Origin of the sequence: Flavobacterium sp. 9 (assembly GCF_002754195.1) — a bacterium.
Lineage (GTDB): Bacteria > Bacteroidota > Bacteroidia > Flavobacteriales > Flavobacteriaceae > Flavobacterium.
This window is the reverse complement of record NZ_PEEU01000001.1, coordinates 3,944,898-3,969,119: the sequence shown is the minus strand read 5'-3', so window position 1 is coordinate 3,969,119 and position 24,222 is coordinate 3,944,898. Positions and strand designations below refer to the sequence as shown.

At 32.4% G+C, this 24,222-nt stretch carries 28 protein-coding genes; 10 read left to right on the top strand and 18 right to left on the bottom strand.

Annotation, left to right across the window (positions count from 1 at the left end; translation table 11 throughout):
- Window positions 1–103: 103 nt before the first annotated feature.
- The 6 genes from CLU81_RS16365 (at window position 104) to CLU81_RS16340 (ending at window position 4,887) form a co-directional block, all read left to right on the top strand.
- Window positions 104–895, top strand: coding sequence for a DUF6268 family outer membrane beta-barrel protein (locus CLU81_RS16365; RefSeq protein ID WP_233209725.1), 792 nt, complete (start codon window positions 104–106; stop codon window positions 893–895).
- Window positions 896–911: 16 nt separating this feature from the next.
- Window positions 912–1,919, top strand: a complete 1,008-nt coding sequence (locus tag CLU81_RS16360; RefSeq protein WP_099710786.1) for a kelch repeat-containing protein — start codon at window positions 912–914, stop codon at window positions 1,917–1,919.
- Window positions 1,909–2,241 carry a DUF4907 domain-containing protein gene (locus CLU81_RS16355; RefSeq protein WP_099710785.1) on the top strand — a complete coding sequence of 111 codons (333 nt, stop codon included), beginning with the start codon at window positions 1,909–1,911 and terminating at the stop codon, window positions 2,239–2,241. The genes CLU81_RS16360 and CLU81_RS16355 overlap by 11 nt, the downstream gene beginning before the upstream one ends.
- Entirely contained in the window at window positions 2,242–3,342 is a 1,101-nt protein-coding gene (locus tag CLU81_RS16350; RefSeq protein WP_099710784.1) for a sensor histidine kinase, read from the top strand.
- A gap of 12 nt (window positions 3,343–3,354) precedes the next feature.
- Window positions 3,355–4,062, top strand: a complete 708-nt coding sequence (locus CLU81_RS16345; protein ID WP_099710783.1) for an intradiol ring-cleavage dioxygenase — start codon at window positions 3,355–3,357, stop codon at window positions 4,060–4,062.
- 108 nt (window positions 4,063–4,170) lie between these two features.
- Window positions 4,171–4,887, top strand: coding sequence for a LytTR family DNA-binding domain-containing protein (locus tag CLU81_RS16340; protein WP_099710782.1), 717 nt, complete (start codon window positions 4,171–4,173; stop codon window positions 4,885–4,887).
- Between the two features lie 87 nt (window positions 4,888–4,974).
- Here CLU81_RS16340 and CLU81_RS16335 read toward each other — a convergent pair whose 3' ends face one another.
- Together CLU81_RS16335 and CLU81_RS16330 are read right to left on the bottom strand one after the other, a co-directional pair.
- Complete coding sequence (locus tag CLU81_RS16335) at window positions 4,975–5,493, bottom strand: gamma carbonic anhydrase family protein (RefSeq protein ID WP_099710781.1); 519 nt, start codon at window positions 5,491–5,493, stop codon at window positions 4,975–4,977.
- Window positions 5,494–5,502: 9 nt separating this feature from the next.
- Window positions 5,503–6,492 (bottom strand): type IX secretion system membrane protein PorP/SprF, encoded by a 990-nt coding sequence (locus tag CLU81_RS16330; protein WP_099710780.1) that lies wholly within the window; start codon window positions 6,490–6,492, stop codon window positions 5,503–5,505.
- 143 nt (window positions 6,493–6,635) lie between these two features.
- On the opposite strand from CLU81_RS16330, the gene CLU81_RS16325 reads away from it, so the two are divergent.
- From CLU81_RS16325 to CLU81_RS16315, 3 genes are all read left to right on the top strand, one after another.
- Entirely contained in the window at window positions 6,636–7,535 is a 900-nt protein-coding gene (locus CLU81_RS16325) for a NifU family protein (protein ID WP_099710779.1), read from the top strand.
- A 152-nt stretch (window positions 7,536–7,687) separates the two neighbouring features.
- Window positions 7,688–8,116 carry a hypothetical protein gene (locus CLU81_RS16320; RefSeq protein ID WP_099710778.1) on the top strand — a complete coding sequence of 143 codons (429 nt, stop codon included), beginning with the start codon at window positions 7,688–7,690 and terminating at the stop codon, window positions 8,114–8,116.
- Between the two features lie 89 nt (window positions 8,117–8,205).
- Window positions 8,206–9,015 (top strand): mechanosensitive ion channel family protein, encoded by an 810-nt coding sequence (locus tag CLU81_RS16315; protein WP_099710777.1) that lies wholly within the window; start codon window positions 8,206–8,208, stop codon window positions 9,013–9,015.
- Between the two features lie 7 nt (window positions 9,016–9,022).
- Here CLU81_RS16315 and tsaB read toward each other — a convergent pair whose 3' ends face one another.
- The 8 genes from tsaB to CLU81_RS16275 form a co-directional block, all read right to left on the bottom strand.
- Window positions 9,023–9,697: a tRNA (adenosine(37)-N6)-threonylcarbamoyltransferase complex dimerization subunit type 1 TsaB gene (tsaB, locus tag CLU81_RS16310; protein WP_099710776.1), complete on the bottom strand. Its 675-nt coding sequence runs from the start codon at window positions 9,695–9,697 to the stop codon at window positions 9,023–9,025.
- Window positions 9,698–9,725: 28 nt separating this feature from the next.
- Entirely contained in the window at window positions 9,726–9,977 is a 252-nt protein-coding gene (locus tag CLU81_RS16305; protein WP_099710775.1) for a hypothetical protein, read from the bottom strand.
- An 18-nt stretch (window positions 9,978–9,995) separates the two neighbouring features.
- Window positions 9,996–11,288: an efflux RND transporter periplasmic adaptor subunit gene (locus CLU81_RS16300; RefSeq protein WP_099710774.1), complete on the bottom strand. Its 1,293-nt coding sequence runs from the start codon at window positions 11,286–11,288 to the stop codon at window positions 9,996–9,998.
- A gap of 4 nt (window positions 11,289–11,292) precedes the next feature.
- Window positions 11,293–12,744, bottom strand: coding sequence for a TolC family protein (locus tag CLU81_RS16295; RefSeq protein ID WP_099710773.1), 1,452 nt, complete (start codon window positions 12,742–12,744; stop codon window positions 11,293–11,295).
- 78 nt (window positions 12,745–12,822) lie between these two features.
- Complete coding sequence (locus tag CLU81_RS16290) at window positions 12,823–13,938, bottom strand: efflux RND transporter periplasmic adaptor subunit (protein WP_099710772.1); 1,116 nt, start codon at window positions 13,936–13,938, stop codon at window positions 12,823–12,825.
- A gap of 38 nt (window positions 13,939–13,976) precedes the next feature.
- Complete coding sequence (locus CLU81_RS16285; RefSeq protein WP_099710771.1) at window positions 13,977–15,242, bottom strand: ABC transporter permease; 1,266 nt, start codon at window positions 15,240–15,242, stop codon at window positions 13,977–13,979.
- A gap of 2 nt (window positions 15,243–15,244) precedes the next feature.
- Window positions 15,245–16,489 carry an ABC transporter permease gene (locus CLU81_RS16280; RefSeq protein ID WP_099710770.1) on the bottom strand — a complete coding sequence of 415 codons (1,245 nt, stop codon included), beginning with the start codon at window positions 16,487–16,489 and terminating at the stop codon, window positions 15,245–15,247.
- Window positions 16,482–17,183, bottom strand: a complete 702-nt coding sequence (locus CLU81_RS16275; protein WP_099710769.1) for an ABC transporter ATP-binding protein — start codon at window positions 17,181–17,183, stop codon at window positions 16,482–16,484. Before CLU81_RS16275 ends, CLU81_RS16280 begins: the two co-directional genes overlap by 8 nt.
- 176 nt (window positions 17,184–17,359) lie before the next feature.
- Here CLU81_RS16275 and CLU81_RS16270 point away from each other — a divergent pair, with 176 nt between their 5' ends.
- Entirely contained in the window at window positions 17,360–18,766 is a 1,407-nt protein-coding gene (locus CLU81_RS16270; protein ID WP_099710768.1) for a DUF4403 family protein, read from the top strand.
- A gap of 144 nt (window positions 18,767–18,910) precedes the next feature.
- On the opposite strand, the gene CLU81_RS16265 is transcribed toward CLU81_RS16270, so the two are convergent.
- From CLU81_RS16265 to cyoE, 8 genes are all read right to left on the bottom strand, one after another.
- On the bottom strand, window positions 18,911–19,213 hold the full coding sequence (locus tag CLU81_RS16265) for a hypothetical protein (RefSeq protein WP_099710767.1): 303 nt from the start codon (window positions 19,211–19,213) through the stop codon (window positions 18,911–18,913).
- Complete coding sequence (locus CLU81_RS16260) at window positions 19,206–19,787, bottom strand: DUF420 domain-containing protein (RefSeq protein WP_099710766.1); 582 nt, start codon at window positions 19,785–19,787, stop codon at window positions 19,206–19,208. Before CLU81_RS16260 ends, CLU81_RS16265 begins: the two co-directional genes overlap by 8 nt.
- A gap of 2 nt (window positions 19,788–19,789) precedes the next feature.
- Window positions 19,790–20,479: an SCO family protein gene (locus CLU81_RS16255; protein ID WP_099710765.1), complete on the bottom strand. Its 690-nt coding sequence runs from the start codon at window positions 20,477–20,479 to the stop codon at window positions 19,790–19,792.
- Window positions 20,480–20,489: 10 nt separating this feature from the next.
- A complete protein-coding gene (locus tag CLU81_RS16250; protein ID WP_099710764.1) occupies window positions 20,490–21,131 on the bottom strand; it encodes a hypothetical protein in 642 nt (213 codons plus the stop codon).
- A 78-nt stretch (window positions 21,132–21,209) separates the two neighbouring features.
- A complete protein-coding gene (locus tag CLU81_RS16245) occupies window positions 21,210–21,560 on the bottom strand; it encodes a cytochrome C oxidase subunit IV family protein (RefSeq protein WP_099710763.1) in 351 nt (116 codons plus the stop codon).
- An 18-nt stretch (window positions 21,561–21,578) separates the two neighbouring features.
- Entirely contained in the window at window positions 21,579–22,562 is a 984-nt protein-coding gene (locus CLU81_RS16240) for a cytochrome c oxidase subunit 3 (RefSeq protein WP_099710762.1), read from the bottom strand.
- A 42-nt stretch (window positions 22,563–22,604) separates the two neighbouring features.
- Window positions 22,605–23,192 (bottom strand): cytochrome c oxidase subunit 3, encoded by a 588-nt coding sequence (locus CLU81_RS16235; protein ID WP_099710761.1) that lies wholly within the window; start codon window positions 23,190–23,192, stop codon window positions 22,605–22,607.
- 2 nt (window positions 23,193–23,194) lie between these two features.
- Window positions 23,195–24,097 carry a heme o synthase gene (gene cyoE / locus CLU81_RS16230; RefSeq protein WP_099710760.1) on the bottom strand — a complete coding sequence of 301 codons (903 nt, stop codon included), beginning with the start codon at window positions 24,095–24,097 and terminating at the stop codon, window positions 23,195–23,197.
- Between the last annotated feature and the right edge of the window lie 125 nt (window positions 24,098–24,222).

The following is a 24,222-nucleotide window of genomic DNA, read 5'->3' as shown; positions in this document are numbered from 1 at the left end:
CTTCTTTTTTTTAAAACCATTAGCCACCTACTTTTGAACCAATAAATATGTAATGAAAACAAGGTTTTTAATTTGTTCTATTTTTTCAATTTCATTTTTCAGTATGAAAGCACAGGAAAATTTTTCAGTAAATATGAATCTGAAAACAGAACCAACGGATAAAATTGATTTTAACGAAAGTAGTATTGGAGTTTTGTTCAGCAAAAAAATAAATGCCAAAAACCAAATAACAAATACATTAGAATATTCAAGTTTGAAAGTGAATTATGAATTAGGCAGCTTTAATAATGTTGAAGATCTGAATCAATTCAACAAAATTCAAAACACGTTTGAAATCAAACATGAAGTTTCAAACACAACAAAATTTGAATTAGCTATTACTCCTTCGGTAAATTTTCAGCGAAACTTAGATGCTTCTGATTTTTTACTTTTTGGAAGTTTTGATATTAGCCAGCAATTAAATTCAAAGACGAATATTAAACTTGGAGTGGCGAGATCAGCCATTTTTGGTTATGCTAAATTCATTCCGACTTTATCAATAAACTATCAAATGAGTGAACATAGTAATGTGTTGATTGGTTTTCCGGATTCGAATATTTCGTATTCAAATAATATTCGAAACAAATTCAGTTTAACGAATAGTTTCAACGGAACTTTTTATCATTTAGACGTTCCAAACAGCTCGTATGAAAATACAACCAAAGCGAGTTTATCACAAATGACTTCGGCTTTTGAATATGAAAGAAATGTTACAAAGAACTGGTTTCTAAATTTTAAAGCCGGATATGACTTTAACAAAAAATATAACCTGCTCGATAATGACAATCACAGAATCTATGATTTCAATACCGGCAATGGATATATTCTGGGCATTGGGATCAAATACAAACAATAAATAAATTTAATACACTATGAATAATTTAAAAAAAGGAATATTATTCGCGGCACTGTTTTCTAGTCTCTTTTTTATAGGCTGTAGTCATGACGATGAGGATGATGATTTGGTAGGAAACTGGATTAAAAAATCTGCATTTGATGGACCTGCAAGATCTAGTGCGACTAGTTTTGTCATAGGAGATTATGCTTATGTAGCGGCAGGTTATACTGGAGATGTATATTTAAAAGATTTATGGGCATATAATTCCACAGGAGATTATTGGGAACAAAAAGCCGATTTTGCCGGAGTAGGAAGAAGTTCTGCTTCAAGTTTTACCCTTAACGGAAAAGGATACGTTGGCTTGGGTTACGATGGAACCAATAAGCTGAAAGATTTTTACCAATACGATCCAACAAGCAATAGCTGGACTCAAAAAACTGATTTTGGAGGAACTGGCCGTTATGGTGCTGTAGGTTTTCAAGTAGGTGGAAAAGCTTATTTTGGAACTGGTTATGACGGAAATTATCTAAAAGATTTTTATCAATACGACGATCAGGCAAATACATGGACTCTTGTTAACGGATTTAGCGGAAACAAAAGACGTAATGCTACTGTATTTGTAATTGATACTAAAGCGTATTTGGTAACCGGAGTAAACAATGGAGTTTATCAGGAAGATTTTTGGGAATTTGATCCATCAACTGATGTTTGGACCAGAAAACGTGATGTCGATAAAGACACAGATGATGACCCAACTTACAATGACGATTATGCAATTGTTCGTGCAAATGCTTCTAGTTTTTCTATGAATGGATTGGGATATATTGTAGGTGGTGAAAGTATCAAAACTGTTTGGGAATACATTCCGTCAACAGATCTTTGGGTAGAAAGAACTCCTATGGAAGGCGCTACAAGATCAGATGCTGTAGGATTTGCAATCAACAACCGTGGTTTTTATATGTTAGGAAGAATAGGTTCTACTTACTTTGATGATGCTTGGGAATTTAAACCTTTGGATGCGCAAAATGACGATGATAATTAATACACAAATAAAATTCTTCTGGACCAAAATCCAGAAGAATTTACTGTTTCTTTTACTTGTTTTGCAATTTGTTGCCTGCTCAAAAAATGAAACTTTTAAAACAGAATCTTTCAAAACAAAATCCGGTTGGGGATATTCAATTGCTTACAAAAGTAAAATCATAATCAAGCAATCTATAATACCGGTGATAAGTGATTCTAAAAGCTTTTCGACAGAAGATGATGCATTAAAAGTGGCACATTTAGTAGTTGACAAACTCAATCAGCATATATCGCCAACGGTAACGAAAAATGATTTAATTTTATTAAAAATAAAATTATAAATGAAAATAGATACCATTAAAAATACGAGTTCCAATACAATTTTATTCCATTGCATGATATGGGTTTTCTTTATTCTGACTTCTTTAATTCAGTTTTACGAAAGTCCGTTCCGTATCAATAATGACTTTTATGTGCAATGGCTTACCGGAATTGTATTGTTTTATCTCAACTATTTTTATTTGGTTCCAGCTTTGCTTTTGCAGAAAAAATACTGGTCCTATTTTGCTTTTGTTTTTATTTTGATTGCTGCTTTCATGATTATCAGAATCAATTATTTTATTCCTGAATTTAAACATATCAGACCAAGATTGATACCTCAGGAAGATTTTAAATTGATGTATAAAGGAACCCGAATAAGAGGAATAATGGCAACAAGACAGCCTCTGTTTTTTAAAATTGGTCCTTCGCTTTTCTATATTTTAATTATTACTATAAGTGCAGCAATCAGAACGCTTACAGAATTTTATAACAACCAACAAAACAAACTTATTGCCGAAACCCACAGAACAAATACTGAATTGATTTATTTGCGCAAACAAACCAATCCGCATTTTTTATTCAATTCGTTAAATAGTATTTATTCTTTGGCGCACAAAAAATCTGATTTGGTCCCCGATGCCATCGTCACGTTATCTGAATTAATGCGTTATATGCTTTATGAAACAGATAATAAAACGGTGGCTTTGGAAAAAGAAATCAATTACATTCAGAATTACATCGAATTACAAAAGCTAAGACTCAACAATATCGAAGACATTGTTATTAATGTTCACGGTGACACAAAAAATAAATTTATTGAGCCATTGTTACTGATTTCATTTGTTGAAAATGCCTTTAAATACGGAACTGATTATAAAGGAGCAGCTCACGTAAAAATTAAGATTTTTATCATGAACAATAGTCTTGATTTTTGGATCGAAAACACCATTGAAAACTATCTGAAAGATCCTGAAAATTCAGGAATTGGATTAGTGAATATTCAAAACAGACTGGATTTGCTTTATCCAGATGCTCACGAACTTACGATCACGCAAGACGATAATTTTTATCGTGTGCATTTGAATTTACAGCTGGATGAAATTCAAAACGCAATCAATTAAACACAACTTATCATGGATAGAAAAAAATTCATTAGAAATAGTATATTAGGAATTGCATCTTTGGCAACAGCCTCAAAATTATTAGAATCTTGTTCTAAAAGTGATAATGACGATACCAATACAAATTCGTCCGATGGAAGCTGCAATGTTTCTCCTGCTGAAACAAAAGGCCCCTTCCCTATCAAAACGCCAAGCCAACTGGTATTAGAAAATATAAAATCTGATCGAATTGGCGTAGCTTTACTTATTAATCTTATTATCGAAAATAAAAATAATAACTGCGCTCCATTAGAAAGTGTTTTTGTGGATGTTTGGCATTGCGATAAAGACGGAAATTATTCTGAATATGGAGGCACTTCGATGCAACAAACAGATTATACTTCTGTTCATTTTTTAAGAGGCAGACAAACGACAAATTCAAAAGGAGAAGTTTCATTTATTTCTATTTTTCCGGGTTGGTATCAAGGCAGAGCTCCACATGTACATGTTGAAGTGTTATCTACTAGCGGAGCATCATTATTGGTAACACAAATTGCTTTTCCCGAAAATGTTGCAAGCGAAGTTTATTCAAGTACTAATTATTCTGCTCACGGTCAAGCGGATACTTCCAATACAAAAGACAACGTTTTTTCAGACAGTCTTGAAAGTGAATTAGCAACGTTAACCGGAAATTTGACAGATGGTTATACGCTTAGTAAAACCATAACAGTAAATGGGTAGTTTGAAAAATGAATTTTGTTTTTTATGAAAACTTTAAAACTTAATTCATTGGTTTAAAACTACTTTTGAGCACCAAAAAAAGACTTTTAAAATTTAATCTCCAACAAGATGAAATGTGTAATTATAGACGATGAACCTTTAGCGGTTGAATTATTAGAAGATTTTGTTCGAAAAATAGATTCTCTCGAGTTGGTCAGCACTTTTAATAATGCTATTGATGCCGTTTCTTTTATCAATCAAAACAACGTCGATTTGATTTTTTTAGACATTCAGATGCCACATTTCTCTGGTATAGATTTTTTAAATACAATCGAAAAAAAGCCTTTAATTATATTCACAACGGCTTATTCTGATTATGCTGTTGAAGGATTTAATCTTGGTGCTGTTGATTATTTGGTAAAACCAATTCCGTTTCATCGTTTTTTAAAATCAGTTGTCAGAGCACAGCAAATTTTAAATCCAACTGCTTCTACTCAGGCAATTTCTGAAAACACAACTGCTCCGGAATTAGAACAGGATTTTATGTTTGTAAGAGCTGAATATGAAAACGTAAAAATGAATTTTTCGGATATTCTCTTTATTGAAGGTCTAAAAGATTATGTAAAAATTTATACTACAGACAATAAATTCACTCTAACCTTAATTAGTTTAATAAAGTTAGAAAACTTACTTTCCAGCAAAGGATTTTCAAGAATTCACAGGTCTTATATCATCAATATAAAACACGTAAAATCAATTCAGAAAAATAAAGTTTTGATTAGTGATAAACGAATTCCAATTAGCGAGAGTTACAAGAATGCTTTCTTCGAAAGAATCAACCTGTAATTAAAATTCCAATAAAAAAAAATCCAAATTCCAATAGCGTTCAACAACAATTGGAATTTGGATTTTTTTTATTGAGTTATTTATAGTTTATTTTTCGTCTTTAAGCCATCCGGAATACATTACATAATTGTTCGAAATACGCTCGATTTCGCCTGCAAAGTCAGATTGATCAATATCTTTTACTTTTTTTGCCGGAACACCAGCGTAAATACTTCCAGAAGTTACAACAGTATTTTGAATTATAACTGCTCCGGCTGCAATAATAGAATTACTTTCTATGACACAATTGTCCATTACGATTGCGCCCATTCCTATTAAAACATTATCATGAACCGTACAACCATGTACAATCGCATTATGTCCTATCGAAACATTATTTCCAATAATAGTGGGATGTTTTTGATACGTGCAATGAATAATCGCTCCGTCCTGAATATTTACTTTGTTCCCGATTTTGATAAAGTGAACATCGCCGCGAATTACCGCGTTAAACCAAACACTACAAGAATCTCCAAAAGTAACATCGCCAATAATCGTAGCATTTTCGGCAACATAACAATCCTCAGGAATTTGAGGCGTTTTTCCGTTTACAGATTTGATTAACATAAAATTGATTTAATTAATAGCAGGACAATTACAGTCGTAACGTTCTCTTTTGCAAAATAAATTAATTCCCAAAGTAACCTGGTGATAAGCACCAGTGTCAAATTTTACATCGCCTACAACTTGAGAATACGTATAAGCAAACATGAAATTATTAAAATTCACCCCAACAATAGGCGTAAAATATTGTAATTTTTGAGATGAAACTCCACTTCCGCTTCTATATTCTGCACCATCAAAACTTCTTCTGTAAGATAATGCAGCCCATAAACTTCCGAAATCCATATTTTTATACGCTTTCATGTTTAAATCGATAGATTTCTGTTTTGTTTTATCAAATAGCTGAAACAAAATAGAAGGTTCCCAGGTAATATTTTCTCTTTTTCCAAAAACATAACCCGCACTAAGTAAATACTTTCTCAAGTTATCACTTTCATAGTCCGTATATAAATCTCTTCTAGTCTCTAATAAACCCTGAACAGTTGCATGAGCATAAAAATCTAAATAATTATACGAAGCTCCAACATCAACATTGAAGTAAGAATCTTTTTGAATTTGACCATAAACGATCGGATCAAAAGTTCCTCCAAATTTAGTTTCGTCTAATTGATTTTGAATCAAACCTGCATTTATACCAAACGAAAGTTGATTTAAATCTATTTCGTCTCTCGAGAACATAATATGATGTGCATAAGTAACCTTTACACCTTTTTGAGAATGGTAACCATTTTTATCATTAAACAGGATAATACCAGCACCTGATCTTTCTCCAATTCTTCCGTTCATGCTTAAAGTTTGAAGTGACGGAGCGTCTTCCTGACCAAACCATTGCTTTCTGGCTGTCAATCTTATTTTTGTACAATTCGCCGCTCCCGCCATCGACGGATGAATTAAATAGTAATTATCGGATAAATAATCTGAATAAACCGGAATCCCCTCTTGTGAATAAGAATAAAACGATGTAATAATAAAAATGAATAAAACCTTGATTCTAAATTCCATAAAGGCAATTTTGTTTACTTATATTTTTGACTCTCATAATTTAATACGATTTATTTGAAAAGAGTCTTAATTATTTTATTAAAAAATCAAATATAGGTATTAGTAGAAAATAAGTTTACTAAATTTGTAAAAATTTACAAATCATGACAAAAATCACCATAAAAGAAACTCAAAACCCAACGATCTTAAAGTTCGAGTTTGAAGATTTCATTACACAAAATCAAAGTTTTGAGTTCAAAAATATAGATGAAGCACAAGCATCTCCATTAGCACAACAATTATTCTATCTTCCGTTTGTAAAAACAGTTTATATTTCAGGAAACTTTATCGCTATCGAAAGATACAGTATTGTAGAATGGGACGACGTTAAAGACGCTGTTGCTGAACAAATTATAGCATTTGTTGACAAAGGTGGTGTTATCATAAAAGTTGACGAAACTACAACAAAGAAACAACCAATAACGGTTTATGGAGAAACAACTCCAAATCCTGCTGCTCTAAAATTTGTAGTTAGCAGAATGTTAACCAGAAATGCTGTAGAATACAAAAACATCGATCAGACTGCTTCTTCTCCTTTAGCAAAAGAATTATTCAAATTTCCATATGTAAAAGAGGTTTTTATTGATGAAAATTATATTTCGGTAACAAAATATGACATTAATAATTGGGATGAAATCACATTAGAAGTTAGATCTTTCATCAAACAATTTATCGAAAATGGAGGAACTGTTTTAGATGAAACTTTAATTGAAGTTGCGACTAAAAATGACATCACTAAAGATGAAGCATTTGACAAATTGGATGTTACTTCTCAACAAATCATTAACATTTTAGAAGAATATGTAAAACCTGCAGTTGCTGCTGACGGTGGAAATATTGCTTTTGATTCATATAATGAAGAAGACAAAACTGTAAAAGTAATTCTACAAGGTGCTTGCAGCGGTTGTCCGTCATCTACTTTTACTCTAAAAAGCGGAATCGAAAATATGCTAAAAAGTATGCTAAACGATGAAGCTATTAAAGTAGAAGCTTTAAACGCATAATATTACGTTTTAAATAAACAGAAAGCGTCTGCCATTGGTAGACGCTTTTTTTATATATCTTATTTACTATCAGTAAATTATTTTAACAATAACACTACAATTCTTGTAAAAATGATTTAATATTGTATTCTTAACAAATCAAATTTCAAACCATGGGAGTAACATCATTTTTCAAGAATTTATTTGGCTCAGCCAAAGAAACCGCTACAGATTTAGCTAATCAGGCAGAAACTACTATTGAACAAGCTAAAGAAGCTGCTGCACCTTATGTAGAAAAAGCTGAGACTTTTGCAGAAGAAACTTTCGCAAAAGCCAAAGAAGCTTCGGAACCAATACTTGAAAGCGCTGCAGAATATGCACATCAGGCAAAAGATATCGTGAGCGAATATGTAGAGAAAGCATCTGATTCATTAAGTGATGTAATTGACACGGTAAAAGAAAAAGCCAGTGATCTTACTCAAGAAACTAAAGCGGTTGCTGCCGAAACTGTAGTTGATGCAGCTGAAAAAACTGAAGATGCAGCTGAAAAAACTGAAGATGCAACGGATAAAATTGTTGATGAAACCGCAGACAAGGAATAGATCCTTATTTTTCTTATAAAAGAAATATCTTTATATTTGCACCACTAATATACCTTCTCTTTTGAGAAGGTTTTTTTATTCTATAAAACATGATGAGTCCAGAACAACTTAGCAATTACGCCACAAAATTCATTGACGTATTAGTTGATTATTCGCCTAAATTAATTTCGGCATTACTAATTTTATTTGTTGGTATTTATGCCATCAGATTGATCAATAAAATCATTACCAAAGTAATGATTCAAAGAAATTTAGATCCCACATTAACCAAATTCCTTTCGGATATTTTAATATGGGCACTTCGAATTTTATTGTTTGTCACATTTATTTCAAAACTTGGAATCGAGACTTCTTCATTTGTTGCCATTTTAGGAGCAATGGGACTTGCAGTTGGTTTGTCTTTGCAAGGTTCGCTTTCTAACTTTGCAGGAGGAATGTTAATTATCGTTTTCAAACCTTTTAAAGTTGGCGATACTATCGAATCACAAGGTGTGATTGCAACAGTATTAGAAATTCAAATTTTTGTTACCAAAATGCTTACCGCCAATAATCAAACTGTTTTTGTGCCAAATGGTGCATTATCAAACGGAACGATTATTAACTATTCAATGCAGGGAGAAAGAAGAGCAGATTTGACTTTTGCGGTTTCTTATGATTCTGATATCAAAAAAGCAAAAGAAGTTCTTTTGAATGTTTTAAACTCAAATCCTAAAGTACTTAAAAAGCCGGCTCCAGAGGTTTTCGTAAAAAACTTAACGGCTAGTTCTGTTGAATTTGCAGTTCGTCCCTGGGCAAAAAACGCAAATTATGGTTCTGTTTTTTCAGAGACTTTAGAAAATTGCAAAGCTGCACTTGACGAGGCTGGAATTAAAATCCAACCTTTTACTCTTCAAAAATAAAATTGATTTATTGTTTTTTAGATGGCAATGTCATCATAAAATCTTTTAAATAATACGGTTCAAAATAAGCGACATCTACAGTGTCGCTTTTTTGATACTTATCATAACTGATTTTACTCATTGCTGAAGCCGAAGGGTATTTTATATCTTCCAGAAAAACAAAGTTCTCTTTCGTTAAAACGGGTTTACACTTATCTGCACAATCGCCAACGAAATAAACTAAATCAGTATATTCTGCAAAAGATTCTTCTGTAATAACTTCTGCCTGAATTGCTCTTTCAACTTCCAGATTTGCCGTAAAAACTTCACTGTAAACTTCCATTCTTCTTGCGTCCAGCATTGGAATTATTTTTCCATCAGAAACTTTGGCCTGAGAAGCTAAAGTTTGTAATGTATCAACTGCAATCAACGGAAGATTTAATGCAAAACATAATCCTTTTGCTGCCGAAACTCCAATTCTTAATCCTGTATAAGATCCGGGACCCTGACTAACTGCAATTGCTGTTAAATCCTGAACACTTATTCCAGAGGCTTCTATTACATCTTCAATAAAAACATGAAGTTTTTCGGCATGCGAATAGCCTTCTTCGGCAATTTCCCTGCAAATAATGGTTTCACCGTTTTTAGCAATAGATACTGAACAATTTTTCGTAGCCGTTTCGATATTGAGAATAAAAGACAATGTATTTATATTTAATTATTTAAAAAAATTACTTAGAGATTCCTGTATAAAGAAAAACACATACTATAATCAACAAAGGAACAATGCATAAATTTATTGCTAAAAAACCTAAGTAAATTAAAGCTTTTTTTCCACTGGAAAAATAAACATATTCTTCATTATAATACTCCGTTTTATATGCTTTATAATGAGTAAAAAACAGAAACACGATTGCTAAAATTAATCCAATCCCGATGGATTCAAAAAAACCAGCTGGCGGACTTCCACATAATGAAATCATAAATACTAAAATTTCAAATTATTTCTTAGCTGTATCTGCTTTTTTAAGCTTCACTTTATCACCAGAATTCAAATCTTTAGAAACCGTAGTATATGGTCCGGTAATTACAACATCACCTGATTTTAAACCTGACATTACTTCGATATTTGTATCGTCCTGAATACCGGTTTTAATGATTCTGATTTTAGCTTTATCTCCAACTTTTACAAAAACGCATTCAAATTTCTTATCACTTTTTGGAGCTGCTTTTTTGTCTTCACTTGGATCTTCAACTTTAAAATCTTTTACCGCAGTCGTATCAGATTTTACAACAACAGAACTAATTGGCACTGCCAAAACATTGTTCTTAGTTCTTGTAATAATATCAACTGTAGCTGTCATTCCCGGTCTGAAAGGTGAATATGTACTTGGCTGACCTTCTAATAGATCTTGGTATGATTCTTTTAAAATACGCACTTTAACCTTAAAATTAGTTACCTGATCTGATGTCAAAGCTGTACTTGCCGAATTAGAAATACTAGTTACAGTACCTTTAAATTTCTTTTTCAAATAAGCATCTACTTCAACATTAGCTTCATCTCCAATTTTTACTTTAACAATATCATTTTCGTTGACATCAACTTCAACTTCCATGTTGTTTAGGTTTGCCACTCTCAAAAGCTCTGTTCCGGCCATTTGTTGTGTTCCTAAAACACGCTCGCCTAACTCAACATTCAATACTGAAATTGTTCCATCGGCAGGAGCATAAATTAAAGTACGTCCAAGGTTATCTTTGGCTTCTGTTACAGATGCTGATGCACTTTGAACATTATAATAGGAACTTTGTTTGGTCGCTTTTGCTACTTCATAAGTAGAAACAGATTTATCCCAATCAGATTTTGAAATTACACCTTTGTCATATAGCGTTTTATTACGCTCATAACTGGCTTTAGCTTCTCTATAACTTGCTTCAGATTGTGTCAAACCCGCTTTTGTACCGGATAAATTTGCCACAGATCTTTCTAATCCTGAAGTATATAAATCAGGGTTTATCTTAACTAATAAATCCCCTTTTTTTACAACCTGACCTTCTTTTACGTTTAATGCGATAATCTCACCCGAAACCATTGAAGAAAGCTTCACCTCAATTTCCGGCTGAATTTTTCCTGTTGCCGAAACTGTTTCGACAATCGTGGAAGCCATTACTTTTGAAACTTCAACTTCTTTACCTTCATCCTTATTTCCTATTACTCCCGATTTCGAAAGTCCAACTAAAGCAAAAATAACAATCAGCGCTCCGCCTACTAAGAAATAAACCGTCTTTTTTTTCATATAACTATTTTTTGATAATCGGGACAATTGGAATTCCAAAATAGAATTCAAGTATCTTTATTTTAAATATATAATCGTATTTTGTTCTGATAACATCAGATTGTGCATTCGTCAATAATGTTTGAGCCTGCGTAAAATCAAAAGAATTCATCAAACCTACATCATACTTTTCTTTAGCATAATTATAAGCTTGTTGTCTTGCTTCTAATGTTACTGTTGAAGATTCAAATGTATTTAAAGCTCCTTTTGCATTTGTAAAAGCAGTATAAACATTACGTTGCAAATCTAAACTTTTTTGTTCTAAATCTATTTTAGATTTCTCTAAACTTACTTTATTACGCTCGACATTATTTCTAACAGCGAAACCATTAAAAATTGGAACAGAAAGCTGGAATCCAAACGATTGCCCTTTATTATCACTAAATTGATCAAATATTGGCGCCGGACCTCCTAAGACAGGAGTAAAATTATTTTGTAATACTGCCTGATTAGTTCCTTCAACAAAACCAATCTGAGATGTTGGATTGGCAGTATTTGGAACCGCTCCTTTTACAACATCAGAGTAACTTGCTCTTGTATTAAAATTATAAAAAGCACTTAAAGTAGGCTTATAAGCTCCTTTTGCAATTGCAACATTTTTCTCTGCAATCTCAAGATTAGTTTGTGCCAGTTTTAATTCAGTTCTTGTTTCTTTTGCTTTATTATAAATATCAATTGGACTTTGCGCCATGATATTATTTTCGTCTTTGGCATTTGTATCATCAACTACATCAAAATCAGCAAATTCTTTTAGTTGTAAAAGCTGTGCTAAACTTAATTTTGAAATCAATAAGTTATTCTCTGAAACCGTAATTCCTTGTTGATCTGTTGCGATAGTAGCTTTTAGATCATACAAATCTCCTCTTGGAATTGTTCCGGCATTTACCATTTCTTCAGAACGCGCTAAACGTTTTTCATCAATCGTTAATTGCTCTTTTTTTACTTTCAATTCTTCTTTATAAGATAAAATCTGAAGAAAAGCATTAGCAACATTCAACGAAATATCTTCCTGCATTTTCAGCAATTGATATTGTGACGCAATAATAGAAAGTTTTGATCTTCGATATGTATTTTGGTTTTGTAAACCTTTATAAATATCTACTCCTGCACTTACACCAACAGAAGAATACTGAGTAGTCTGATTACGCAAAACCCCTGTTGTTACATCCTGGTTCAAACCAATATTCCAGGAGTGTGAAGCATTACCGTTTACTGACGGAAGATATTTACCAAAAGCATCTTTTTTATCAATATCAGCATTTTTTACATCTAACTCTGATAACTTTATTGTGATATTATTATCCAATGCATAACGCACGCATTCTTCTAAAGTCCATTGTTTTGATTGTGCATGGCCCGAAAGTCCGAACCCGAATAACATTGCAAAAACAAGACTATTATATTTATTTATTTTCATATATTTTGAATCAAAGCATAGTAAGTGACTACGCAAATTTAACATTTTTTAAAACCAAAAAAACCTTACAATTTCAGATTATTTTTTTTCACCTTCATTAATTAAACCCTGATTCCAGATTTTAATTTTATCCGTGTTTTTGATACCGCTTTTAACCTGAACATAAATTCCATCGCTAACTCCTAATACAAGATCCTTTCTTTCAAACTTTTGAGGAACTGTTTCGATTTCAACATATGGTTTTTGGGTTTTCTTATCAAACTGAACCAAAGATTCTTTGATAGCCAAAACTTTATCTGCTTTTTCTAATATAATTGAAGCATTTGCACTTAATCCAGCTCTGATAAAAGTAGCATCTCTATTTTCTAAAGAAGCTTTAATTTCAAATTGAATTGCACCATTTTCTACTACACCTTTTGGCGCAATATCTGTCAAACGAGCTTCAAATTTCTTGTTTTCAATTGCTCCAATTGTAATCTCAATTGGCATTTGAACTTTTATTTTTCCAACTTCAGATTCATCAATTTTTCCAATAAAAATCATTCTTCCAACATCTGCAACACTTGCAATTGTAGTTCCTTCGTTAAAGTTATTACTTTCAATAACCTGATTTCCAACTTTTACAGGAACGGCCAAAACCATTCCGTTTACAGTTGAACGAATTAGGGTATTTGCATAACTTCCTAATGATGTTGTTGTTCCTGTTTTTACGATATCTAAACTTTGTCTTGCAGCAAGATAGTTTTGTTTTGCTTGCGTGTAAGCTAATTGTGCCGCATCAAAATCATTGGCAGAAATAACTTCTTTTTCAAACAAAGTTTTTTGTCTTTTGTAGATTTTTTCCTGATTGTCTAAAGCAATCTTAGCCGTTTGCACTTGGTTTTGAGTAGAACTCACATTAGAAACGTTTGCTACAACTCTAATCTTCGCAATCATATCTCCTGCCTTAATTTTTTGACCGGCTTTGATATACACTTCTTCAATAATTCCAGAGATATTTGGTTTGATTAGGACCTCTTCATCCGGTTGAATATTACCTGTTGCGATTGTATTTTTTACGATCGTTTTAATTTCTGCTTTCTCCGTTTTAAAGACAATTGGCGACTCTTGATTTTTAGCATACAAATAGTAAAGTGCGCCAAAAAAAACTAAAGCAATAAAAATTAAAATGGTTACAGTTACTCCTTTTTTCATTTTGTTTTTGGTTTAATCGATTATTTTTGATTGATAATTTATTCTGATCGTAAAGCGTCTACCGGCTTTACATTAATTGCGGTTTGAGCCGGAATAAATCCTGCCAGCAAACCAGATCCTACTAATATTAATAAAGCTACAAATACAACTCTTAAGTCGACACTTGGATTTGCAAACATAGTATTACTGTCTGGTGGCATCGAAGACAATGCCAAATTCAAAAGAGCAATAATTCCGGTGGCGACGGCAATACCCAACATTCCCGAAATAATAGTTAAAAAGATAGATTCAGATAAAATTTGTCCTCGAATAGCAGCCGGAGTTGCTCCTAAAGCTCTTCGAATTCCAATTTCTTTTGTACGCTCTTTAACTACAATAAGCATGATATTTGAAATACCAATTACTCCCGAAATTAAAACTAATGACCCAACAAAGTATGCGATGATTGTTAAAATCGTAAACAAACTTTGTACTTTATTAAATTGCTCATATAAATCGAAATTCCCAACTGCACGATCATCTGCAGGATTAATAGAATGTAACGATTTAATCAACTCTAAAATTTTCGGTTTTAAGGCCGTAATCGAAGTTTCATCTTTCGCGGTAAGCGCCATCCACCCAACTTTATCACCATAATTAAAGGCTTGTTGGAAAGTAGTAAACGGAACAAAAATATTTTTCTGTTCTTGTTCTGCATTTCCTCCTTGTTGTTTAGAGTTGTAAACTCCAACCACCATAAAATTAATCCCGTTTACTTTTACATAAGTTCCAATAGATTCCTCTTCTTTTCCATAAAGTTCGCTAATAACTCCTTTTCCAATTACAGCAACTTTTCTTCTCTCATTAATATCTTGTTGGTTTATAAAACGTCCTTTTATAATATCCATTGGCTGCTGTTTGATCAGTTCCGGATAATCTCCATAAATGGTAAAAGAAGAAGTTTTAGTACCACGAACCACATTATTAGTTCCGTTAAAATCTCCTAATTGATTTCTTGGCGAAACATATAATAAATCCGGCAAAGCTGCTCTCAAAGCTGCTACATCACTATTTCTAAAATCATAACGACGCGTTTTAGGCAATCCTTTATAAGCTTTTGATGTCGTTTGGCTCCACATAAACATTGTATTGGTCGCTATTCCGTCAAAACCTCTTTTTACACCATTTTCAAGACCTTTTCCTGCAGCAAGTAATATTACTAAAATAAATATACCCCAAAATACCCCAAAAGCAGTTAGAACTGTCCTGAAAACATTGGCTGTTAAAGCCTGTAAAATTTCGTCCCAATTATCTTTTTTAAACATAATTATTCGTCTCTAAGTGCTACAATAGGTTTAATTTTAGCCGCTCTGTATGCTGGAAAAAATCCTGCCATTGCGCCCGCAAATACAAGTAAAGCAAGTGTCGTTAAGGCCACATTGAAATCTACCTGAGGATTTTGAAAATATTCACTCTGCACCATCGGACCAACAAATTCCAACAACAATAAACTCGCAAGCAATCCTACAAAACCAGCGATTGTGGTAATAAAAATAGACTCATGAAGTATCATTGAAATAATTGAAAACGGAGATGCCCCCAAAGCTTTTCTGATTCCAATTTCTTTAGTTCTTTCTTTTACAATAATAAGCATGATATTACTCACACCAACAACACCGGCAATAATAGTACAAATACCAACCCACCAAAAGAATAGTCTGATATATAAGTTCAAATCATAAAATTGCTTAGCATCTTTAACTGAATTATAAACTCCAACGCCACCATCATCATCAGGAGCAACCATATTTCGGCTTTTAAGCAAATCTTTCAAATCTTGTGTAAATTTTTCAGATTGCGCCAGAGCTTCATCATAATTATCTGTTTTTTTCATCGTAAAAAACAAATTGCTGATTTTATCTCCATTACCAAAAGCTCTTTGTACAGTTGTTAAAGGCAAATAAGCTCTTGTTTCTTCTCTTTCTCCTCCCGGATCTGTAAAAACTCCAATTACTTTAAAATTGATACCATTAATTATGATTTCTTTCCCAAGAGCATCTTTATCTTTAAAAAGATCCGTTTTAACCTTCATCCCAATACAAGCCACTTTTTCATTATTGGCTATGTCATTATCATTTACATATCGACCTTGGACTATCGTTAAATTTTCAACTCTTCCATAGTCCGGAGTAACTCCTCTATATTGATAACTTCCCGATTCTTTTCCGTACGAAAATGGAGCTCCCCAATAATTATAAGTTGAAGCTCTCATATCTAACTTATCATCAAATTTCTGCACAGATTGGTTGTAATCAGCATCTCTGTACTGAATTTGTCTTCCGGGATTCAACCCTTTATATTCTTTGGTCGTAGTTCCGGACCAAACCTCAATAATCCCTGCGGCATCACGTTCAAATTGTTTTTCAATTCCGTTTTGAAGCCCTTTACCAGCACCCAGCAAAATCACAAGGATAAAAATACCCGAAGCCACAGAAACGCCGGTAAGAAATGTTCTTAACCGATTTTTCGAGATTGCCTCAAAGATTTCCTGCCAACGCTCAATATTAAACATAAGATGAAGCTCTAACTTGTTCTACCATTTTATCATCGATAATTAATCCATCTTTCAGGACTACATTTCTTTTGCACATTGCGGCAATATCAGGCTCGTGTGTAACGATCAGAATAGTTTTTCCTTCGTCGTTAATTCCTTGAATAAGCTCCATTACTTCATAAGAAGTTTTGGTATCTAAAGCTCCTGTTGGCTCATCTGCCAATAAAACTTTTGGATTTGACGCCAATGCTCTTGCAATTGCAACACGCTGTTTTTGTCCTCCGGAAAGTTCACTTGGTAAATGGTGAGAATGAGTTCCCAAACCAACTTTCTCCAAATATTTCATTGCGATCTCATAACGTTCTTTTCTTTTTATACCTTGATAATACAATGGCATAGCAACATTATCGAGTGCTGTTTTATAATTTATCAAATTGAATGACTGAAATACAAATCCCAAAAACTTATTTCGATATCTTGAAGCGATTGTTTCATTTAAGTTTTTAATCGGGGTTTTATCTAAAATATAATTACCAGAATCGGCTTCATCAAGGATTCCTAAGATATTAAGAAGCGTAGATTTACCGGATCCCGAAGATCCCATAATCGCAACTAATTCCCCTTCAGCAATATTAAAATTAATACCTTTTAACACATGCAAGCTTGAACTTCCCATTTTATAGGACTTGTGTAAATCTTTGATTTCGATCATGATATTGTTAAATTTTAAAACAATAATAACATTTTTATTAAGTAAAATATGGTAAGAAAACGTTAATAATTCCGTTTTGTTATTTAGATAAGACTCTATTCGTTATCAATTGTTACACTTTTTTAAGATAATTTAATAGTTTTCTTAATTTTGCATCACTCAAAAAAATCTTAAACATGAAGTTTTTTTCAATTCTCTCTTTATCCACAGTACTTGCCGTACTTGTTAGCTGTTCTACAGCTCAAAAATTAGAAACGTTAAAACCGGAACCAGACGATGCAAGTCCACTGGTTTACGATGCAAATCCTTCGCTTATCAACCTGCCAATAACAGTAAAACTTAGTGATATTGAAAATCAAACCAACACTTTGCTGAATGGATTAATCTATGATGACAGCAACATTGAAGATGATGATATCGAAATGAAAATCTGGAAACAGGCTCCGATAAAAATTCAAAATGATCCGGCAAATCCGGATAAAAAAATCAAAACAATTCTACCGTTAAAAGCGACAATCAAATACAGAATTGGAACTAAAAAATTGGGAATTGAACTTTACGACACTAGAGAATTTAACTTAAATGGTGTAATTACTTTATCAAGTGAAGTTGCACTGACAAATTGGAAACTAAACACTAAAACGGAATTCAAATCTCTTAATTGGAACGAAAGTCCAACGATGCAGGTTTTTGGAAAAAGTATGCCAATAACCTATTTGATAAATCCGGCAGTTTCAATCTTTAAATCAAAAATCGAAAAAAGCATAGATGAGGCGATTGAAAAATCAATGGATTTTAAACCGAATGTTTTATCTGCTTTAGAAAAAGTATGTACTCCTTTTCAAATGAGTGATACTTATGAAAGTTGGCTGAGAATCGTTCCTATCGAAATTTATTCAACCAATGCCAAACTTAAAAATGATCAATTTTTACTGGATATGGGAATGAAATGCAACATGGAAACTATTGTTGGCAAGAAACCCGAATCAAAATTTAGTGCCAATAAAATTGTATTGAAACCTGTGGCAAAAATTCCAAATCAAATTTCTGCTAATATTGCTGCGATTTCAACTTATATGGATGCTTCAAAAATAATGACTAACAATTTTGCCGGCCAGGAATTTGCCTCAGGAAGCAAAAAAATAACCGTTAAAAACGTTGCGATTTGGCACAAAGACGGGAAAATGGTTATTGCACTAGACATTTTAGGATCTATAAACGGAACTATTTATCTAAACGGATTTCCGTCATACAATCCAAAAACTAAAGAAATCTATTTCGAGAAACTGGATTATGTTTTGGACACAAAAAGCAGACTAATGAGAACTGCAAGCTGGTTAGGTCAAGGTTATATCTTAAGAAAAATGGAAGAAAGCTGCCGTTATTCAATACAACCCAACTTAGAAGATGGTAAAAAGAATATTGCTGCATATCTAAAAAACTATTCTCCGATGCCTGGTGTATTTGTAAATGGAAAAATGGAAGATATTCAGTTTGATAAAATTCAGTTGACGAATCAAGCTATAATCGCTTTTATCAAAATAAACGGAACGGTAAATGTTTCCGTTGACGGATTGAAATAAGTAAGTCGAAAATTTAAAAGTCGTAAAGTCAAAAGAACTTATATCAATAAAAACTATTCTTAATCACCATATTACTCATTTTATCTAATTTTAAAATACAATAGTATATTGTGATTATTATTTAAAAAGAAAAAAGCAGAATAATTATTCTGCTTTTTTCTTTTTTGATTGGTACATTCTATAAATTAGATATCCAATTATCGCAACAAGTAAATACGGAATCACCATCAAATAAACGATTCCATTATTTACCGCTTCTGCTTTTTTTACATTTGAATCTCCCGCAAGAGCAGCACGACACATTGCGCATTGAGCGTTTGCTGCAAGAGAAAAGAAAATAGAGAATATAATATATATAAATCTTACTGACGAAGATCTATTGACTCTATTTTCTATATTCTGTGTTCTATATTCTTTATTCGTTAATCTATTTTCCATCTTAAGCATAATAAGGAGCAATCATTAAGTAAACTACAACACCTGTTACCGCAACGTATAACCAAAGCGGGAAAGTTATTTTAGCTATTTTTCTATGTCTGTCAAATCGTTGTGCAAGAGCTCTCACGTAAGTAATTAATACTAGCGGAATAATTGCAATAGACAATAAAATATGGGTTATTAAAATAAAGAAATAGATATAACGAAGTGCACCAATTTTTGCAGTTTCTGCCAAATCTAGAATTCCATCGTGGTTTAAATCTCCAAATTTAGTTGAATCAGCCGTCATATGATACGCTACATACATAGCTAAAAATGCAAGCGATAATGCTATTGCAAAAGTCATTAAGCGTTCATGTAATTTACGTTTTCCGTTCTTAATAGCAATTACACCCCAAACTAATACAATTGCCGTTATACCATTTGTAGTAGCATAAATTGGAGGCAAAAACGAAAGCGGCTCTACATTGATACCAAAATCTTTTAATTTTACCGCAAATAATATCGCAACCAAAGTTGGTATTACAATTGAAACGGCAATAATAAGCTTGCTATATTTTTTTTCTAATGAATTATCTTCCATTTTTATTCTTCTAATAGTATTTTAATATCTTCCTGAATTTCTCTAACGCCTTTTTTATCAAGTCCGTCGTAATATAAAATTGGATTTCCGAAATCATCTTTTCTACAACGAATATTTCCATCTTTATCGATTAAAGCAAACAAACCTGAATGTTCGAATCCTCCATTTACTTTATCATTTTCGCCTGCATACAAATTAAATCCTTTGTTTGACAAGTTCATAATCGTTTCTCTATCTCCCGTAAGGAAATTCCAGTTTGAAGATTTTACTCCCAAAAGTTTCGCATGATCTTTTAAAACTTGTGGCGTATCATGTTTTGGATCGATAGTTATAGAAACAATTCCGAAATTAGGATTACCAAAAAAAGTTTTCTCAATTTCTAACATGCTTAAATTCATCTTTGGACAAATTGATGGACAAGTCGTGAAGAAAAATTCCAAAACATATACTTTTCCTTTGTACGTTGCATTTGAAATTTTAGCATTATCCTGATTTGTTAATTCAAATTTAGGAGCCGGACCAATTGTTAATAATTTACTATCAGATTTTGAAGATTTCAAACCCACATTATCTAAACGGTTTCCTTTTACCACTTCTCCATTTTTTATTCTGTCAACAATTTTTGGTACAGCATAAATTCCAAAGATTAAAACGATAAACGAAATTCCGATATATGATTTATTTTTAAACATGATATAAAGATTAAAGTTCTTTTGTTGCGTTGTGATTCTTTTTAAGAGCTGCACGATATTCGTATAGAATGATTTTGAAATCATCTAACATTTCATTGCTCAACTCAGAAGGATGAAAAGTATTATAGCCTTCTTTGTATTCGTCTTTATCTTTTCTTCCTCTTAAATTACGTTCTTTATCTACGATATAAACATTTGAAGTTCCAAGATTCGAATCTAGTTTACCTTTTAAATGCAATTGATCATAATAAGCTTTAATTTCATCTGGTGAAGCAAAAATAAAATGCCAACCTGAAACATCTGTAAAAGCGCCTAATGATTCTTCAATTTTTTGAGCATCTTTTTCCGTTCCTAATGGACAAACAACTACAAATTGCAAGTCTTTGAAACCATTATAACGTTGATAAATTTTTTCGTTTAAGTTGAAAAAATTTCCTCTGTTTTTTAAAATTTCAGAACCAGAAAAACCAAGAATCGTAATTTTATTATTTAAAGTAACTTTTTCTCCTTTAAGAGATTTCCAATTACCAAAGTCGGCAATTTTAGGAGTGATTGTGGGAAGTTTAGTAAAACTATTTACACCTGAAGCAAAAAACAAATAGGCTACAATTGGCAAAACAAAAAGTACAAAGAGAACTATATTTTTTTTCATTGTATTAACGGAAGTTATTGAGGTACAAAAATAAAAAAAGCTCCGTTAAACGGAGCCTCTTTTCGAATTAATATCATGTTAAAAATTCCATTTAATAGTAGAATCTTTAAAAACCCCATAAATATAATGTCCTTCTGTCAAAAGAATAAACAATAAATATAAAACTAGGAAAATAACTGGTGAAACAACTGACCATCTAAGGCTGCTTTTTTCACCTTCCATGTGCATAAATGCCCATACTATATAATATGCTTTGAATATTGTTAAGATATAAAATATCCAGTTCAATAAATTCAAACCTACAAAATGATTAAATTCTAAAACTCCAGGCTTCAAAATACCTAAAATTACTTCTACTGTAGTTACTGCAGATAATAGTGCAAAAACAAACCAGATTCTCTTTGTATTTGATACGTGTTCGTGTGACATAATAATAAAAATCTAAAATTAAACTAAGTAGAAAACTGTAAATACAAATACCCAAACTAAATCGACAAAGTGCCAGTATAAACCAACTTTCTCTACCATTTCATAGCTTCTTCTTTTCTCGTAAGTTCCTAACAATACATTAAAGAAAATAATGATGTTAATGATTACTCCAGAAAATACGTGGAATCCGTGGAATCCTGTAATGAAGAAGAAGAAATCAGCAAATAATTTACTTCCGTATTCATTTCTAGTTAAGTTTGCTCCTTCTACTACATATTTTGCAGTACTTAAGCGAGTCTCAGACTCTGCTCTTGTCAATACTGTTTTTTTCTTTTTATCAGTAAGTTGCTCTGTTCTGATCAATAAATCAGGGTGAGCTTTAAAACCTGCCTGAATTTCAGCAACTGAATATGTTGGTACTGTTTCAGCACTTTCCATAAACCATTTTCCTTTTGCTCTGGTAAGCGCTTCCGGTTGTTCCGGCAATTTTACAGCAAACTCTTCAAGAGCTACTCTTTTACCATCTTTATCAACAAACTGCAATAAACTTCCTCCTACTGTTTCTACTGCTCCGTATTCACCTTTAATGAAGTTTTTCCATTCCCAAGCTTGAGAACCAACGAAAATTAAACCTCCAATAATAGTTAAGAACATGTAGATTGCAACTTTTGTTTTTTTCAATTGATGACCTGCGTCAACAGCCAAAACCATTGTTACAGATGAGAAAATTAAAATAAAAGTCATTAAGGCTACATAATACATTGGAGCCGAAACACCATGCATAAATGGGAAGTGAGTAAACACTTCATCAGCCAAAGGCCAAGTTTCAATAAATTTAAATCTAGAAAAACCATAAGCAGCAAGGAATCCAGAGAATGTCAAGGCATCCGATACGATAAAAAACCACATCATCATTTTACCATAACTTGCTCCTAATGGCTGGATATCTCCGCCTCCCCAAGTTTTTTCGTCGTTATTTGCAGTAGTAACTGTCGCTTCCATAAAAGATATTCGTTAAAAAGTTCCCAAATTTACGTTTTTTTCTTATTTAAAGAAATATAAAAATAAAAATAAATATACCCATAATAAATCCAAAAAGTGCCAATACATCGCACCTAGTTCTATACCAAGAGTTTGAGTCGAATTGTATTTTTGTTTAAAATGATTATAAATTATAATTAAAAGTGAAATTAGCCCTCCAGCCAAGTGTAATAAGTGTGTTACGGTTACTACATAAAGAAAAGTTGTAGTAATTGAACTACCTTCTCCTGTAAAATAATACCCGCTTTTTACGATTTGTCCAAAACCTACAAATTGCAAAACCACGAATAAAATCCCTAAAGCCAATGTTCCTAAAAGTAATGCTGTAGTTGCACTTCTATTGTCTTTTTGAATTGCTTTTTTAGCCAGATAAAAAGTAACACTACATCCTATAATTACAGCTGTGCTGTAAAAAAACGCTGTTGGTAATTCAAAATTCTTCAACCAGTCAGCCCTTGATTTACTTACTACAAATGCACTTGTAAGTCCGGCAAACATCATTGTCATACTTACCATTGCGAATAACAAAATCAGTTTTGCCGATTTTGCGCTCCTTACTTGTTCCTCGCCTTTTGTCATTGTCATTTCCATAACTATCTTAAAAATTTATCTACTATATATATTATTTGCAATAATGAGATATACGAAACACTTACCAACATCAATGTTCTTGCTGCTTTTGCTGTTCTTAATTGATACAAACGAACTGCATAAAACAACATCCACAATCCTAATAAAAAGACTAAAATTGCTGCGATTGGCGTAATAAACAATTGCCCTGTATATCCTAAAACCGGCAATAATGACGCTATGATAAGCCAAACTGTATATAATATAATCTGCAAAGCAGTTCCTTTATCTTTTTTCCCTGTTGGAAGCATAAAGATTCCAGCCTTCTCATAATCTTCATATAAAAACCATCCAATTGCCCAAAAATGAGGGAATTGCCAGAAAAACTGAATCAAAAATAAGGTTCCGGCTTCAATACCAAATTCTCCTGTTGCCGCAACCCAACCTAACATAAACGGAATTGCACCAGGAAATGCACCAACAAAAACTGATAACGAAGTTACTGTTTTTAAAGGTGTATAAATGCTTGTATATAAAAATATTGAAATTGCAGCAAACATTGCCGACTTCGCATTGATTGTATACAATAAAGTTATTCCAATTATTGTAAGCAAACTTGCCACAAACAAAGCCACTCTTGGTGACATACGCCCAGAAGGAACAGGACGATTTTTAGTACGATCCATTAATGAATCGATATCTTTCTCGATTACCTGATTAAAAGCATTTGATGCTCCAACCATGCAATAACCTCCAATCATCAAAACAATCAAGACACTCCATTTAAAAGGATGCGCATCATTAACACCTAACAAATATCCGGCAATGGAAGAAAACAAAACACTAATAGCCAAACCAGCCTTTGTTATCTCTTTGAAATCGTTAAATATTGATTTTATTGAAAATGTATTTTTAGTAGCGTTCAATACGGTAATTGTTTGTATGTTTTTTTTGAGTGGTGCAAATGTACAAATTAGATTGTAGAATCCTGACCTATAAAATTAGATTTTTTTCAATAAAACCTTTACAAAATAAGGACTTGCCTATCTTT